Here is a 15,289-nt window from a genome sequence, read left to right on the forward strand (position 1 = left end):
GGCCACGTATCGCTCAACGCCGAGCCGATTCCACGATTCCGCGAGGCTCTTCATTCCCAACCCCCACCGAGAGCGATGAACAGGTCGATCTGGCGATCCACAAGGCTGGCGCGCGCGGCCGACAGGCTGGTTTGCGCGCCGGCATAACTCGCCTGGGCATTAAGCACGTCGAGGAAAGGCGTGCGGCCGAAACGCTGGAGTTTTTCGGCGTCGGCGCTTGCCTTGCCGGCCGCGCCCGCGGCCAGCTCCAGATCGGTCAGGCGGTCGCGGGCTCGGGCGTAGGCCGAGAGCGCGGTTTCGGTTTGCCGGAGAGCGAGAAGCACTGATCCGTCGAAGCGCGCAAGGCTTGCCTCGGCATCGGCCCCTGCCTGGTCGATGCGGGCGCGCGCCACTTTCCGGTTCGGGAACGACCAGGATAGCAGCGGGCCGAGGCTGAAGCCGAAGGAGGATGGTGCCAGCAGCTTGCCCGCGGGTCCTGCCGTGCCTGCCGATCCGCCGAGGCTGACCTTCGGGTAGAGTTCGGCCTCCTCGATCCCGATCGTGGCCGTCGCCGCCGCGAGGTCGCGTTCCGCCATACGGATGTCGGGCCGCCGCCTGAGGAGCATCGCGCCATCGCCAACCGGGATCGGGCGAGGGATGGAAGGGATAGCGCTGCAGCTCTCCACGTCCCGCGGATATTCGGCGGGTGGGCGGCCGATCAGCGCGGTCAGTTCGAACAGCGCCGCCCGTCGTTCGGCGAGGATGTCGGGGATGGCCGCGTTGGCGGCGTAAGCTGCCGTGCGTGCGCGGTCGATGTCGAACCGCATGCCGCGGCCGCCTCGTGCCAGACGGATCGCGACGTCGAGGGTGGAATGCTGGACCGCTGCGACACGGCGCGCGGCGGCGAGCGATACGTTGGCGGTGCAGATTCGAGCATAGCTGCGCGTGACGGCGGCGGCGACGACCACGCGCACATGGTCGCGCGCGGCCAGTGTCGCTTCGGCATGCGCATTGGCTGCCTCTATGCCGCGCCGGATGCCGCCGGCGAGGTCGAGCGGATAACTGACATCGAACCCGAGCGCGTAGCTGAAGGTGCCGGGCAGGCCGGCGGACGGGCCGCCGATGCGCGCGCCGAGCGCCTGGCCGGAGACAGCCGTGGTGACGGTGTGTCCTGCTTCGGTCTCGCGCACGATCGCGGTGGCGCGGCGCAGGTTCGCCTCCGCCGCGCGCAAGTCGGTATTGGCCGCCAGCGCTTCGGCGACATAGGAATCGAGCCTTGCATCGCCGTACAGCCGCCACCAATGGGCCGGCAGGTCTCCTGCGGTCGCCTGCGCTTCCTTTTGGCCCAGGAACGGTACGACTGCCTCGGGGCGTTGGGCGATGGCGGTGGGCGGGACCCGATAGTTCGGGCCCGCGACGCAACCGGCCATCAGCAGCGCCGGGAGCAGCGATAGCAGGCGCTTCATGACCGGGCCCTTGTTGCGGCGGTTATGATCTCGACGGTCGCGGTCCGGCCGGCGATCAGCCTCACGCCCGGGGGCACCCGATCGATATGGATGCGGACAGGAATGCGCTGTGCCAGCCGGACCCAGGAGAAGGTCGGTGCGACCCTTGGGAGGAGATTGCCCGTATCGTCGCGCTGGTCGTCGGCGATGGCGGCGGCGATGCTCTCGACGCGGCCGGTGATCTCGGTATCGTCCCCCATCAGCCGGATGCGGGCGGGATCGCCGATCGCGACATTGTGGAGCTTGGTCTCCTCGAAATAGCCCTCGATGCGAAGCGAGGCGGTGTCGACCAGCGCCATCGCCTGCGCGCCCGCCGCCAGATAATCGCCCGGATGGATATCGAGGTTGGTGACGATGCCGCCGACGGTCGCCCGGATTTCGGTCCTGGCCATGTCGACGGCTGCGACATCGCGATCCGCGAGCGCGCGCTTCAGGGTCGCTTCCGATGTCCGGACCCTGGCGACATTCTGCTCGCGGGCCTCGGTGGCGACGAGGTCACCCAGCGCGATGTCGCGCCGCGCTTCCTTGCGCGCTTGTTCCAGCTGGGCCTGCGCCTCCGCGATCGCGGCGTCGGCGCGCGCGATCGATGCGGTAAGCCGTGGGCGATCCAGCACGAGCAGAAGCTGTCCCGGCCGCACGATCTGGTTGTCGCTGACGAAGACCTGGGTCACCAGTCCGCCGACATCGGTGGACACGCGCACCACGTCAGCGCGCACGCGTCCATCGCGCGTCCATGATGCCTGCTCGTAGCGTCCCCACACCTGCCAGGCGATGACGGCGGCGACTGCGACGAGGCACAGGGTCAAGGCATAGCGGCCGAGAAGAGCGAGCAAGGATTTCATTGGAAAAGTCCGATGGAAGGCAGGAACTGCACGAGCAGACCGTAGAGGATGGCAAAGGTCGCGAGCTCGACCAGCGGGCGATAGGCGAATGCGCGGCCGATGCCGGCGATCGTGAAGAAGCGCAGCGCCACGACCGTGCCGACCAGCGCGACGATGGCGAGCACCAGCAAGCCGGGGATGAGGACGCCGCCGATATTCAGGTCGACGATCATGCCCCGCGTCCCGAATTCCCTGCACCGCTTGGCATCAGTGCCAGTTGCAGATCGATGAGCAGGTCGAGCAACCGCCAACGGTCTGCAATCGCGCTATCGTGGATCCGCGCCATCAAGCTATCGGCGCGTTGCTCCAGATCGACGGTGTCGGCTGGTTTCGTCCAGCTTCCCGCGCCGAAGCGGACGGCGATCGCCGAAAGAAAGTCACTCGCGTCGTCGGCAATCTCGCCTTCTCCGCCGCGGAGCGCCTTACGGAGCTGACCGGCGGCGTGGCCCAGACGGAGATGGTGCAGCGTCTCGTCGAGGATATCCGGTGCCGCCCGTTGGGACAGTCGCAGCCTGGGAAGCAGCAGCGCCGTCCTGTCGATCATGAGGCTCGTCCAGTGCGTTTCGTCGGAGCCGCCCGCCAGGGCTCGCCGCCTGACATCCCCGCGGCTCAGGCGAAGCAGTCGATTGATCGCCACGTCGACCGGTACCGTCTGGAACAGGGTCATGCTGACCAGCGAGAAACCTATGCCCGCAAACAGCGCGAGGACGCTGTTGAGCGATTCGGCGAAGTCGCCGCCATATCTGGCGCCCAGTCCGGCGAAGATCGGGATGGTGAGCGTGATACCGAGCGCCTTGAACGTCGTCTGCGGACGCGCCTGAAGCGATCCCGCCCACAAGAAGGCGGGCGCAAGAACCGCCACGAGCACCACGAAGTCAGTCACCCGGGGAAGGATTACAAAACTGTAGGCGAGGCTGATCGCCACCCCATGGATCGACCCGACCAGATACTTGCGGACATTCGGCGCTGGCGTGTCGACATTGCCGAACAATGCGCAGCTCACACCAAGGATCGAGACAGCCAGCCCGCCGTCCGGCCAGGCCGACCAGATCCAGAAGCCGCAGCCGAGAACGATCCCCAGGGCGGCGCCCAAGGCAGCCCGCGCCGCCATCAGCGGATCGCGGTGATAGACATAGCCCCTCGCTGCGGGCCCCGGCCACTTGAGCGATGCCGCATCGCGTGTTCGTCCGGGTGTCGCGATGTTCCGCGCGAGTTGATCGCAGTCGTACAAAAGACCGATCATCTCGGCGAGACGGCCCGCGAGGTTGGCGACGAGCCTTTCGCCCGGCTCCGCTTTGTCTTTGCCCGTACGTGCCTGAAGCAACCGCGCGCGGTCGATGAGGTCGAGCGCGAGACCATCCCGCTCGGCCGCGCCGGCCATGTCGATCCAGGATCGAACGTCGTCCAGCAAGGCGGTCAATTCGGCGCGCGCGTTTTCGTCGTCAACTGCTTCGATCCGCTCCTCGATTTCGGTCGCAAGCAGAAGCAGCCGGGCAAGACGGTCATGGATGAGCCGCAGCTTCCCGGCGCGCGGCGTAAACGGGGCCGGATCATAGGGAAGATGCGTCGCAAGACCTTGCAGCGCTAGGAGATCCGCTGCGAGCTGAAGGCGGTCGTGACGGGCCTGCCTGTCCGGCATGCCGTCCAGGGCGTCCCGGGCCAGCCGCCGCGCGTCGCGTAGCGTGGCCGACAGTTTGTCGAGAAACGCGCCGCTACCATGCTTGGGCAGGACCAGGCGATGCACCAGCACCGCACAGAGGATCCCAAGCGAGATCTCCTGTACCCGCAGCGACGCGGTATCGAACACCGCGCCGGGATCGGCCACGCTGGGGAAGCCGATCAGGCTCGTGGTGTACCCTGCCAGGACGAACGCGTAGGCACGTGGCGTACGATCGAGCAGCGAGAAAAAGAGGCAGAGCCCGATCCAGCCTGCAAGGACGACGCTGCACGCCATTGGACTGTTCACGAAGGTCGGGACGATCGCCACGGTGGCGATCGCGCCGCCGATTGTGCCGGCCAGGCGATAGACCCCGCGACTGAGCGATGCGCCGGCTGAGCCCTGCGAGACGATATAAACGGTGAGAATCGCCCAATATGGCTTCGGCAGCCCGATGCGCAGGGCAATGTAGTAAGCCAGCATCGCTGCGGCGAAGCTCTTCGCCGAGAACAGTATCGCGTCAGCGTCCTCCTTCCTTGCGGGTGCCCGCAGAAAGAGGAAGGCGCTGCGTGCCGCTGCCGCCATGTCGCCCGGACGCCGCAGGTTCGGAAAATGTGCGGTGATCATGGCTTATTGATAGCGATTTGCAACAAGGCATGAAATTCGATATCCTGTCAGATAGTCACTAAATCTGGCCAAATATTATGTCCGCGGCACGATCCGCCATCGCCACATTCGACCCCGATCGCACCGACCTGCCGGCGGTCGCCCATCAACTCGACTTCGCGGATCACGAGGGGGAGGTGCCGCAGCACGCGCACCGCAAGGGACAATTGATCATCGCGTTGCACGGCGCCGTCACCTGTACGGCGAAGAACGAGATATGGATCGTGCCGCCGAATTGCGGCGTGTGGATTCCGGGCGGGGTACCGCACAGCGCGAGGGCAACCGAGAATGCTCGGCTCAACTATCTGTTCGTCGAGCCGGGAGCGGCCAGCTTGCCCGAGGAATGTTGCACGCTCCTGATCTCCCCGCTGATCCGGGAAATGGTCGATCGACTGGCGCGGGAAGGTGCGAACTATCTCTCCGACAGCCATGCGGCACGGCTCGCAAGGGTGGCGCTGGACGAACTGGTCGGGATGCGGCGCGAACGCTTCAACCTGCCTGTCTCCGCCAATCCGAAAATCCGGGCAATCGCCGACGCGCTGACGGTCGAGCCATCTGACCGCAGTACATTGGGAGAGTGGGCAAAGCGCGTGGCGGTGAGTGAGCGGTCGTTGGCTCGATTGATGATCGCTGAGACAGGGCTGACATTCGGACGCTGGCGCCAGCAACTGCACCTTGTCATCGCACTGCGTGAACTGGCGAGCGGAGCGACGGTGCAGGCTGTCGCGAACGCGTTGGGCTATGAATCGGTCAGCGCTTTCATCACGATGTTCAAAAAGGCACTGGGGAGCACGCCAACGCAATACTTCACGCGGCTCGGTAGCTCGCCACCCTTGTTGCCATCCCGGGGATTCCATCCGGACGAGTGAGCGAGCAGGCTCGATGAATGATATGTTGCGGGCTGAGCGAGAGGTGCGTGGAAGGGCTTAAGGTGAGTCGCCAGCCGCCGCGCTTGACCGTCGGCGCTTCATGGCATCCACGATGCGCCAGGCTCCGGCGGCGGCGTGCTGAAGACGGGCCATGGGGAGTGCCCCGATATCTTCCGGCTCCGGACTCTTGTATTCCCGCCGGGGGCGAGGCAACCCCTGCGCGGATGCACAGCGACACAGATCTGGAAACCATTCTGCTGGGGCCGGTTCTCGCTGACCGTGCCTGCGGCGATTGCGTGGCGTGCTGCACGGTCCTCACGGTGGATACGCCCGACTTCAGGAAGCCGGCTGGAACGCCTTGCGGTCACCTCACTTCGCATGGGTGCGGCATTCATTCGGTGCGGCCCCATATCTGCCGAACATGGTTCTGCGCCTGGCGAAGGGTCGCGGACATGCCCGACGAAGCCCGGCCGGACCGGTCAGGCCTTCTGGTGTCGCTCAATTTCGAGCACGAGCCGCGCAACTGCTTCGAAGGTGTTTCGATCAACGTCCGCGCGCTCGCCGGCAGTGACGCGATCGACAATGGCATGGCGGCAACCGTCCTCGACAGCCTGTGCGATCAACTGATCCCCGTGTGGTTCAGCGACGGGACGAAGAAGATGCTGATGCACCCCGAGGACGAGGTCGCCCGCCTCGTCCTGTCGGGAGAAGCTGCCCCTGCGCATCTGCAGGATGAAGTGGGTGCATGGCGCGAGCGCTACGGTGTGTTCGCGGCAAACGGCTAGGTCGGATCGAGATTCACCTTGGCAGGGTTGCAGGAAAGAGAAAGGGTCGCGCAGAGGCGCGGAGGACGCTGAAAAGCTCCCGCCGGAAGCTCGGGCGGATCGCACTGGCAAGCCCGCCCACAAGCAGGCGCCTTATCAGCGCGACGATCATGCTGATATCAACTCAGCGTCCTCCGCGCCTCTGCGCGAACCATCATCTCTGAGGCGCCGGGGGATCGGTTCTGAAGGTCGACGCACCCTGGACGTTGGCGCGCCGGTCGTCCCGCGTTCAGGGTTTGGCGTTGCCGGTCGAGCCAGGGCCGGGGTTCGCACGGTATCGATCGAACCAGGCAATAATCGCGGCTGCTTTGGCTGCTGACTGCGATGGCCGTGATGCGAGGCCACCATGGCTCGCACCCGGCACCTTGACCAGGGCGGTCGGCACCCCGCGGATTTGAAGCGCAGCGTAATATTGTTCGGATTCGGAGACGGGCGTGCGATAATCCTCGCTGCCGACCACCACCAGGGTAGGCGTTTTCACATTGCCGACGAGGCTGAGGGGCGAGCGGCTCCAATAGCTCATCGGATCTTCCCAGGGCAGCTTGGCGAACCAGTAGCGCGACGTGAACAGCGTATTGTCCATCGTCAGCGCTTCACTGACCCAGTTGATCACTGGCTTTTGAGTCGCCGCAGCCTTGAACCGGTTGGTCTTGCCGACAATCCAGGCGGTCAGCACGCCACCGCCCGAGCCGCCGGTCACGAACAGATTGTCGGGATCGGCGGTCCCGTCCGCAATCGCTGAATCGACCGCCGCGATCAGATCGTCATAGTCGGCGGAGGGGTAGGCCTTGTCGATAAGATTGGCGAACTCGGCACCGTAGGAGGTCGAACCGCGCGGGTTGGTCCACAGCACGGCGTAGCCTGCCGCCGCATAGAGCTGGATGTCGGTTGCGAAACTCGGCCCGTAAGCGGCATTGGGGCCGCCGTGGATCTCCAGGATCAGCGGTACGCGCTGGCCCGGCACCCGGCTCGCCGGCGTCGCAAGCCAAGCGTCGATCGGCTTTCCGTCGGGCGCCGTCACGGCAATTTTCCGTACTGAAGCGAGCGCCTTCGATTCGGCCATCATCGCGTTCAAATGCGTCAGCTGGCGTGCCTTGTCGCCAGCCCAGACCCAGACATCGGCGGGGGCTTCCGCGCTACCGCCCGTAAACGCGATCGTGCCGCCGCGCGAGACGGAGAAATCGCCGCCGGTATAGGGGCGGTCGAGACCGCCGCCCTGGACGTTATCGACCAGCGACGTGGTTTTGCCATCCAGGCCGATACGCGCGATCCGGCGTTTTCCATGGTCGTCATAGCTCGCGTAGAGCCCGCGTCCGTCCGCTGCCCAGACGACGTCTTCGATCCCGCGATCCAGCGATGCCGTGAGCGAGCGGGGATCGGCGGCATTGCGGTCGCCCACATAGAGCTGGACGTTTTCATAGCTCCGCCGTTTGTCGTCGAAGCCGAGCCAGGCGATCCGGCTTCCGTCCGGGGACACGCGGGGCTGGGCGTCCGGTCCGTCGCGCGTCGTGAGCATGCGCATCGCGCCGCTGGTAACGTCGATGGCGATCACATCGGAATTCATCACCTGGCGATCAGCCTCCGGTCCACGGATCGCGGCGAACACGATCGTGCGTCCATCGGGCGTCCAGGATAGTGGCCCGCCATCGTCGAAGGCGCCGAAGGTGAGCTGTCGGGGTGCACCGCCCTCCGCCGCGACCACGAACAGATGGTCGCGGCCGGGCTTGACGTATCCGCCGCCGTCGTTGCGATAATTGACCCGGTCGATGACGGTCAGCGGCTCAGCCCATTTGGCACCTTCGGGCTTTGGCGGCGCCTTGCCGAGCGCGGTCGGCTCGCCGGCAACGGTGGCTACATAGGCGATCTGCTTGTCATCGGGCGACCAGGCGAGCGCCTGCGGGTCGCCGGGAAAGCTCGTGATCCGCGCGCTGGCGCCTGTCGCGACCCAGCGGACGAACAATTGGGATCCTTCGCCATCGGCCGCGACATAGGCGATGCGCGTGCCGTCCGACGACCAGCGCGGGCTGCCTCCTTGCGCCGCAAAAGGCGTCTGGCGGCCGGATGCGACGTCGATCAGCCACAAGGACGACTGCATCCGGTCACTCATCACGTCGGCGGCACGCCGTACGTACACGATCGTTCGCCCGTCCGGGCTGATCTGCGGGTCCGCGGCGATCGACAAGCCGAACAGGTCAGCCCCGGTGAAGGCGCGGGTGGCTTCGGTGGGCGGCGCGGCGTTCGGCTGCTGCTGCGCGATTGCCGGGGTCGTTGCCAGGATCAGGAGTGCGAAGGGCAGACGCAAGACGAGGCTCCTTGGATGATGTGCGCGCGATCATGCCCGATCGTTGCGGTGATGCAACCACGAGATACGCTTCCCGTTACGCGAATGTTCAGCATGGCATATTATGAGCCAGAGCCAGAGCGCCAGGTGTTGGATACGAACCGCTCCCGTTCGCCCCGAGTAGCCATCGAGCCCGTCGAGATAGCGTATCGAGGGGCAGGCGTTTCGCGCGCGACCTGTACCTCGTGCGCCTACTCCGTCCCTGCTCGGCGCGAACGGAAACAGGGAGAACCGATTTCGCCGGGACGCGTGCGCTTGATTCAACGATGGCGCGAACAATGCTGGATGTAGCGCTGGCGGTGCCTTCGGCTTGCCGCCCGGCTCTTTCTTGTATCTGGACATGGTCATCGCAGCTTGATTGTCTGCGATGAGCGCCGGGCGGGCGGCCGCCCACCCGGCGCTGCGGTGATGTAGCCCGTTCTTTCTCTGGTTGAACGACCGTCATGAGCCAGGGAACATCGCCGTTGTCACGTACGACCGAACAGTCGTTGGATCCCCGATCGCACAGACAAGGCAGGTTAGCGTGATGCAGATTATTTGTGGAGTGGATGTTTCCAGGGCCTGGCTCGATGCTTTTGTCGCGCCCGGCCATTATCGGCGTTTCGCCAACGATCCCGACGGGACGGTGGCACTCGCCGGGTTCTGCCGTGACCACGGCGCCCAGCTCGTCGTCATGGAAGCGTCCGGCGGTTTCGAACAACCCGCCTTTCTGGCGCTCTGGAAGCACGGCCAGCCCTCGGCCATCGCCAACCCGGCTGCCGTCAGGCACTTTGCCAAGGCGATGGGCTATCTCGAGAAGACCGACCGCATCGATGCCGGTGTCATCGCCGGCTATGCCCAGGCAAAACACCTCGTGCCGACGCCGCCACCCTCCTGCGATCAGCAGAAGTTGACCGCCATCGCAGCACGGCTACGTCAGGTCACCGCCGACCTGAGCGTGCAAAAGCAGCGCGTGCACTTCACGCGTGACCCACAGGCACTGGCCAGTCTTCAGGAAGCCATCTCTTTCTTCACTCGACAGGCAAAGGCCCTGGCCGCTGAGATCGCAACTCTCGTCGAGGCGGATCCGCTCTGGCAGGCGCTGGATCGCACATTGCGATCCGTCAAAGGCGTCGCAGACCGCTCTGTCGCCATCATCCTCGCCGACCTCCCCGAGATCGGAACCCTCTCCAACAAGGCCATCGCCAAGCTCGCCGGCCTCGCTCCCATCGCCAATGACAGCGGTAAACGCCAGGGTCACAGGCCCGTCCGCGGCGGAAGAGCCTCCGTCCGCACCATCCTCTTCCTCGTCGCCAACATCGCTCGCAAGTTCGATCAGAGCCTCGATGATTTCCATCATCGTCTCACCGAACAGGGAAAACCAAAAATGGTCGTCCGCATCGCCCTCGCTCGAAAACTCCTCGTACGACTCAATTCAAAAGCACGCGAAACTCGCGCACAACTCGCTCTCGCTCTTTGAAATCGTTGACACCGCAGATAGTCGCTCATCGTGGTTCGAATGTTCGAGGCATTTTTTCCGTTGATCAGCGGTAAAGTCGCGTCGTTTCCCCGCAATTCCGGCGCGTTTTTCCGCTGTTATGCGATAACAGGGAAAAGCGCACTCAAGGCGTTGGTATCTGGTATAAAAATACCGTTGAAAATCCAACATAACAGCGGAAGAAAAAAGGATCGGCGAACAGCGGCATCGCCGGTTTCAGCAAGGTCGCTGACGCGACGCTGGGCTTTCGGGGCGTTTGATGTTCGTGTCGCGCAGCGCGAAGCTGAATCAACCACATCTGCCTAAGCACGGTTGACCCCACGACAAAACCAAGCATCTGCGCCCGCCTCTGGCCCGACGGCGGAGTGGTGACGCAGAGGACTGCAAAAGCCTCCGCCGCCGGGCAGAAATCCTCGATAGTTTGCAGGTTCTCCGGTCTGTTCTACCCACGGGACTCCGCCAGTTTTGTGCCAGGGTGCAAACTGGCAGGGCGCGGTAATCACCCCAGCCCATCCCCGCGCACTCAGGGGTTGGTAATACTGAGCGGCGATCCCGCAACTTGATAGACCCTGCCGACGATCTTGCACGTATCCGATGAGCCGCTACCGGGCAGCGTTGCGTTGAAGGTGATGGAAGCCGGACTACCGATGTCCCAACCACCCACAAGCCTCCCGGAGCATCCTGTCCCGAAAGCAGTGCTCATCACCACGCCTGGTATCTCTATCCCACCCGATACATAGTTGAATGGATAGGGCGTGCCGCTGAAGATGAACGTAGGGCAAAAGACACTTGAGGGTGCTGCGAGCGCAGGCGTGACGACCGCGGTGGTTGAGCTTGTTACACTAATCGTCAGCTTGAGCGTGCAATAGAAGGTCGGCGAACCCTTAGCCACGAGCACTGTACCCTGAAAGAGAAAGGTACCTGGCGCTGGCGAGAAGGTAGTTGCACTTGCAGGTGCCGCAGCGGCCGCCAGCATCAGCGCCATTGCCCAAATCGTTGAAACGAATTTCATCTCAGCTCTCCCTTTTTTTAATGCGAGGTCCAGGCAGTAATACGCGGGAGAAGGGTTGCTCATCAGCGCTGGCAAGCGGCGACTGAGCCGAAATGGTGGTGCCTTCGCGCGATACACCCAGGCGCCGATGGTGCGCGCCCAGGTGATCGAAAATCAGGGATCAGTTGAGGCTGAGATCGCTGCCTGAAACTTGGAAAAGGTTGCCAGTGATTTTGCAGGGGTCCGATAGGCCGGCATCCGGGAGATTTGCGTTCACCACAATCGACCTACGACCGAAGTTGCCGCCCCACGTACCGACAATGTTCCCCGAGCAGGTGCCTGGGGTGATGGGGTTCATTCTGACATAGTTGATCGTAACAATCCCGTTCCCGAACGTGACCTGGTATGGCGTGAAGCCAAAGGTCATCGTCGGGCACAGGATGTTGGGCGATTCCAGTGCAGGGGTCGCCCACGCGGTGTTCGCATCCATTACGTTGATGGTAAGCTTGAGCTTGCAGTTGAGGGTCAAGCCCTTCTGCACAACAACGGCACCCTCGAATACCGCCTGTCCTACCGGGGAAAAGGTCTGCGCACTGGCAGGCGCCGTGCCGGCTAGTGCCAATGCAGTGGCACAGAGTGTAGAAACGAATTTCATATCAACTCTCCTGTTTGAATTGCGCTCCTTCATCAAGGCGCGCGCAGAAGCACTTGAGGCTCCGCGCAGGTAAATACGTTTTGGCGAGAAAACTCGTCAGCAAGACGCCCGAGTCTGCCGAAACCGTCTCGTCCGCTGTGGCTACATGTCTATCATCCAGCCGATGCATTTCGCATCGGAGTTACAGAATGATCGACCTAAACGATCTCTCACTGTCAAGCACGCCTCACAAGCGAACGGGACGCGCCCCTCGGCTCGAAGAGGCAGGATGCACCGTCGGAGAAGCGGCCTCGGTCCTTGGACACAGGACTTAACCAGATGGCGATGAAGTACCTGTTGGCCCGGAAAGCATCGAAATCCGCGCCCGAGAAGCAGGAGAACAGAGCATGAAATTGCAAACTGCATGGATTGGCGTGAAAACTCGGGGTTGACCGCAGCGTCAAACCCACGCATCTGCGCCCGCCTCTGGCCCGATGGCGGAGTGGTGACGCAGAGGACTGCAAATCCTTGCACCCGGGTTCGATTCCCGGTCGGGCCTCCACTTCCTTGATGTAGATCGTTTCCTCCTCGCGCGGGGCGGAAGCGGAGTGGGCGCCGATCCCGCTTGACGCGGGTCGGGTGCGCACGGGATGATCGCATCATGTTCTCGATCTTCCTGACGCCGGATTATTTTCCGTTCGCGGTGGCCTTCGTCGTCATGCTGGGGATCGGTCTGGTCGAGGCGGTTGGTCTCGGGCTTGGTCACCTCGATCTCCATCCGGGCGTCGATGGCCATGCCGATCTGGATGCGCATGGCGTGCTCGACTGGTTGGGCCTGGGCGGCGGGCTGCCGCTTCTGATCTGGCTGACCTCGCTGCTGTGCTGTTTCACGATCGCCGGCATCGCGGTGCAGCAGATCGCCACGGGAGCCTTGGGCGCGCCACTTCACTGGGGCATTGCCTCGGCTGCCGCGCTCGCGACCGGCGGATTCGCCAATGTCTTCGTCGCGCATGGGCTCGGGCGAATCATGCCCGGCTACGAATCCAGCGTGATTGATACCGGCGATCTGATCCGTCGCCGCGGCACCATCCTCGAAGGCACTGCGCGTCGCGGCTTTCCGGCGCGCGCGCGGGTCGTCGATCAGCATGATCAGGCCCATTACGTCATGGTCGAACCCCATGACGACGCCGATACCATCGCGCAGGGCGAAACCGTCCTGCTCGTGCGCCGGGAAGGCGTGATTTTCTATGCAGTGCCGGAAAACCATCCGACCTTGCGCCCGCTGTTGTAACCACCCGCTGTTATGGCGACCCCTGCCACAACGATTCGTCCCTAGGAGAACCCGGTGCCCGCATCTCTGCTGAACATCCTGATCTATGCAGGCATCGCCATTATCGGCCTGATCGTCATCATGCTGATCCTGACGCGGCTCTATCGTCGCGCCACCAAGGATGTGGCGCTGATCCGGACCGGCTTCGGTGGCGAGAAGGTCGTTCTCAACGGCGGTATTCTGGTCTTTCCCGTGCTGCACGAACTGATGCAGGTCCGTCTCACCACGGTGAAGCTCGAGGTGTCCCGCCTCAACAAGGATGCGCTGATCACGCTCGACAAGCTGCGTGTCGATGTGGTCGGCCTGTTTCACATCAAGGTGAAGCCCGATGCCCAGTCGATCGCCGCCGCCGCCCAGACGCTCGGCGAATCGGTCAACAGCCCCGATGCGGTGAAGGCGCTGCTCGACGGTAAGCTCGTCTCGGCACTGCGCTCGGTCGCGGCGACGATGACGATGGAACATCTCCACGCCAACCGCGCCGACTTCATCCAGAAGGTGCAGGAGGCGCTGATGACCGATCTGGACATGAACGGCTTCCAGCTCGAATCGGTCTCGATCACCCATTTCGACCAGACCGCGTTCGAACATTTCAACGAGAACAACGCGTTCGACGCCGAAGGCCTCACCGTGCTCACCCGCACGATCGAGGAACGCAAGAAGATCCGCAACGATATCGTCGCGACCAACCGGGTCGAGATCGAGCAGCGCAACCTCGATGCCAACAACCAGTCGCTCGAGATCGCCCAGGCGGCCGAGCAGGCGCGGCTGACTCAGGAACAGACGCTTGCCGCCCGCCGCGCCGAGCAGGCGACCGCGATCGCCACCGCAGAGGCCGAGCAGACCCGCCTCGCCGAGATCGCGCGCATCACCGCCGAGCAGGCGCAGACCGTGGCTCAGACCGAGGCCGACAAGGTCATCCAGACGGCGACCATCGCGCGCGACGGAGCGGTGCAGACGGCGACGATCGAACGCGACCGGAATATCGAACTCGCCCGAATCACGACGGCGGTGCAGACGGCGCAGAAGTCCGAGGAGGAATCGACCGCCACTGCCGCCGCAAACGAAGCGCGCGCCCATGCGATCCGCGCCGAGGAGAGTGTCGCTACCGCCAAGGCAACCGAAATCGCCAACCGGACCAAGAACGTCGCGGTCATCGCCGCTACGCAGAAGGCGGAGGAGGAAGCGGTCCAGATCACCGTCGCGGCCCGCGCCGAGAAGGAAGCCGCGGAGGCCCGCGCCATCGCGCTTCGTACCGAGGCGACCGCCGAGGCCGATGCCGAAAAGGCCCGTGCCGAGGGCCGCGAGGCAGCGTTCAAGGTCGATGCCGCCGGCCAGACGGCGATCAACGAGGCGACCAACGTCCTCAACGATGCCCAGACCGCGCTGCTGGTCCGCAAGGCGATGCTGGAGGCGCTGCCGGCGATCATCGCCGCGGCGAGCAAGCCGATGGAGCAGATCGACAAGATCAGCATCCTCGACGCACGCGGCCTGCACGGCAATCCGGGAGCCGCGGATGGCGGGGAAGGGGGCGGCAACCTCGCCGACGCAGCGGTGGCGGCCGCGATGCGCTACCGCGTCGGCGGACCGCTTATCGACACGCTGATGGCTGAACTCGGCATGGGCGGCGCGACGATGAACGGCCTGCTGGGTGGCGCTGCGCCGGCCCCTGCAAGAAACGTCGGCGAAGAGGCGGATTCTTCAGAATAGACCGCGGATGGTTCGTCACGCCTTCGGAGCGCGATCGTCCCCCGTACCAAGAAGCTGCGTGGTGAAATCGTCCTTTACCATTCGCCGCCCGCAGCCGCGGCAAACGCTTTCGCGTCGCCCGTCGACGAGGCGCGAATGCCTGCTCGATCGCACATGATGGCCCGTCGCGCATCGAAGCAGCTGGATAAGGTGCATCTGGAGTCCTCCCGTTGCTCTGACTCAGCGCCCCTGGTGCACGCTGCATAGCACAATGGAGATGACAAGGCATTGACGTATGAATGAATTCGTCCTGCCAATCCGTGCGTTCGCCCCGTGGTGGCACTCGGATGCCGCCATGATAATATCGCTGCGGCCGCGCTTGGCGTGAAGGCAAGCGCGCGATACAAGCCGCGCAGCGACAACATGTGTATTGCATGACTAAAACAGTT

13 protein-coding genes and 1 tRNA gene are annotated in these 15,289 nt (G+C 64.0%); 7 read left to right on the plus strand and 7 right to left on the minus strand.

Annotated features, from left to right (window positions below; all coding sequences use genetic code 11):
* Positions 1-50: 50 nt before the first annotated feature.
* Genes P0Y59_04830 through P0Y59_04845 form a run of 4 tightly spaced genes read right to left on the minus strand, consistent with a single transcriptional unit; the run spans position 51 to position 4,649 of the window.
* Positions 51-1,445, minus strand: a complete 1,395-nt coding sequence (locus tag P0Y59_04830; protein WEK01023.1) for an efflux transporter outer membrane subunit — start codon at positions 1,443-1,445, stop codon at positions 51-53.
* Positions 1,442-2,326, minus strand: coding sequence for an efflux RND transporter periplasmic adaptor subunit (locus tag P0Y59_04835; protein ID WEK01024.1), 885 nt, complete (start codon positions 2,324-2,326; stop codon positions 1,442-1,444). The genes P0Y59_04830 and P0Y59_04835 overlap by 4 nt, the downstream gene beginning before the upstream one ends.
* Entirely contained in the window at positions 2,323-2,538 is a 216-nt protein-coding gene (locus P0Y59_04840) for a DUF1656 domain-containing protein (GenBank protein ID WEK01025.1), read from the minus strand. The genes P0Y59_04835 and P0Y59_04840 overlap by 4 nt, the downstream gene beginning before the upstream one ends.
* Entirely contained in the window at positions 2,535-4,649 is a 2,115-nt protein-coding gene (locus tag P0Y59_04845) for an FUSC family protein (protein ID WEK01026.1), read from the minus strand. The genes P0Y59_04840 and P0Y59_04845 overlap by 4 nt, the downstream gene beginning before the upstream one ends.
* A 77-nt stretch (positions 4,650-4,726) precedes the next feature.
* Here P0Y59_04845 and P0Y59_04850 point away from each other — a divergent pair, with 77 nt between their 5' ends.
* Together P0Y59_04850 and P0Y59_04855 are read left to right on the plus strand one after the other, a co-directional pair.
* Positions 4,727-5,557, plus strand: coding sequence for a helix-turn-helix transcriptional regulator (locus tag P0Y59_04850; protein ID WEK01027.1), 831 nt, complete (start codon positions 4,727-4,729; stop codon positions 5,555-5,557).
* Positions 5,558-5,781: 224 nt separating this feature from the next.
* Positions 5,782-6,342 carry a YkgJ family cysteine cluster protein gene (locus P0Y59_04855; protein WEK01028.1) on the plus strand — a complete coding sequence of 187 codons (561 nt, stop codon included), beginning with the start codon at positions 5,782-5,784 and terminating at the stop codon, positions 6,340-6,342.
* Positions 6,343-6,610: 268 nt separating this feature from the next.
* On the opposite strand, the gene P0Y59_04860 is transcribed toward P0Y59_04855, so the two are convergent.
* Entirely contained in the window at positions 6,611-8,638 is a 2,028-nt protein-coding gene (locus P0Y59_04860; protein WEK02495.1) for a S9 family peptidase, read from the minus strand.
* Between the two features lie 607 nt (positions 8,639-9,245).
* On the opposite strand from P0Y59_04860, the gene P0Y59_04865 reads away from it, so the two are divergent.
* The gene (locus P0Y59_04865; protein WEK01029.1) at positions 9,246-10,181 is read left to right on the plus strand and encodes an IS110 family transposase; all 936 of its coding nucleotides are present in this window, start codon (positions 9,246-9,248) and stop codon (positions 10,179-10,181) included.
* Between the two features lie 39 nt (positions 10,182-10,220).
* Positions 10,221-10,505, plus strand: coding sequence for a hypothetical protein (locus P0Y59_04870; GenBank protein ID WEK01030.1), 285 nt, complete (start codon positions 10,221-10,223; stop codon positions 10,503-10,505).
* Between the two features lie 217 nt (positions 10,506-10,722).
* On the opposite strand, the gene P0Y59_04875 is transcribed toward P0Y59_04870, so the two are convergent.
* On the minus strand, positions 10,723-11,211 hold the full coding sequence (locus P0Y59_04875) for a hypothetical protein (GenBank protein ID WEK01031.1): 489 nt from the start codon (positions 11,209-11,211) through the stop codon (positions 10,723-10,725).
* Between the two features lie 160 nt (positions 11,212-11,371).
* Positions 11,372-11,845 carry a hypothetical protein gene (locus P0Y59_04880; protein WEK01032.1) on the minus strand — a complete coding sequence of 158 codons (474 nt, stop codon included), beginning with the start codon at positions 11,843-11,845 and terminating at the stop codon, positions 11,372-11,374.
* 467 nt (positions 11,846-12,312) lie between these two features.
* Here P0Y59_04880 and P0Y59_04885 point away from each other — a divergent pair.
* The 3 genes from P0Y59_04885 to P0Y59_04895 all read left to right on the plus strand — a co-directional run bounded on the left by P0Y59_04885 (position 12,313) and on the right by P0Y59_04895 (position 14,861).
* Positions 12,313-12,386: transfer RNA gene (locus P0Y59_04885), tRNA-Cys, on the plus strand.
* A gap of 99 nt (positions 12,387-12,485) precedes the next feature.
* Positions 12,486-13,115 carry a DUF1449 family protein gene (locus P0Y59_04890; protein WEK01033.1) on the plus strand — a complete coding sequence of 210 codons (630 nt, stop codon included), beginning with the start codon at positions 12,486-12,488 and terminating at the stop codon, positions 13,113-13,115.
* 54 nt (positions 13,116-13,169) lie between these two features.
* The gene (locus tag P0Y59_04895) at positions 13,170-14,861 is read left to right on the plus strand and encodes a flotillin domain-containing protein (GenBank protein WEK01034.1); all 1,692 of its coding nucleotides are present in this window, start codon (positions 13,170-13,172) and stop codon (positions 14,859-14,861) included.
* The last annotated feature ends 428 nt before the right edge of the window (positions 14,862-15,289 follow it).

The sequence above is a fragment of the Candidatus Sphingomonas phytovorans genome (genome assembly GCA_029202385.1).
GTDB classification, from domain to species: domain Bacteria; phylum Pseudomonadota; class Alphaproteobacteria; order Sphingomonadales; family Sphingomonadaceae; genus Sphingomonas; species Sphingomonas phytovorans.

Excerpts from the sequence above, each read along its gene's own strand:
- P0Y59_04870 (WEK01030.1), top strand. The coding sequence starts at position 10,221 with ATGTTCGAGGCATTTTTTCCGTTGATCAGCGGTAAAGTCGCGTCGTTT.
- P0Y59_04890 (WEK01033.1), top strand. The coding sequence starts at position 12,486 with ATGTTCTCGATCTTCCTGACGCCGGATTATTTTCCGTTCGCGGTGGCC.
- P0Y59_04880 (WEK01032.1), bottom strand. The coding sequence starts at position 11,845 with ATGAAATTCGTTTCTACACTCTGTGCCACTGCATTGGCACTAGCCGGC.
- P0Y59_04850 (WEK01027.1), top strand. The coding sequence starts at position 4,727 with ATGTCCGCGGCACGATCCGCCATCGCCACATTCGACCCCGATCGCACC.
- P0Y59_04840 (WEK01025.1), bottom strand. The coding sequence starts at position 2,538 with ATGATCGTCGACCTGAATATCGGCGGCGTCCTCATCCCCGGCTTGCTG.
- P0Y59_04855 (WEK01028.1), top strand. The coding sequence starts at position 5,782 with ATGCACAGCGACACAGATCTGGAAACCATTCTGCTGGGGCCGGTTCTC.
- P0Y59_04835 (WEK01024.1), bottom strand. The coding sequence starts at position 2,326 with ATGAAATCCTTGCTCGCTCTTCTCGGCCGCTATGCCTTGACCCTGTGC.
- P0Y59_04830 (WEK01023.1), bottom strand. The coding sequence starts at position 1,445 with ATGAAGCGCCTGCTATCGCTGCTCCCGGCGCTGCTGATGGCCGGTTGC.
- P0Y59_04845 (WEK01026.1), bottom strand. The coding sequence starts at position 4,649 with ATGATCACCGCACATTTTCCGAACCTGCGGCGTCCGGGCGACATGGCG.
- P0Y59_04875 (WEK01031.1), bottom strand. The coding sequence starts at position 11,211 with ATGAAATTCGTTTCAACGATTTGGGCAATGGCGCTGATGCTGGCGGCC.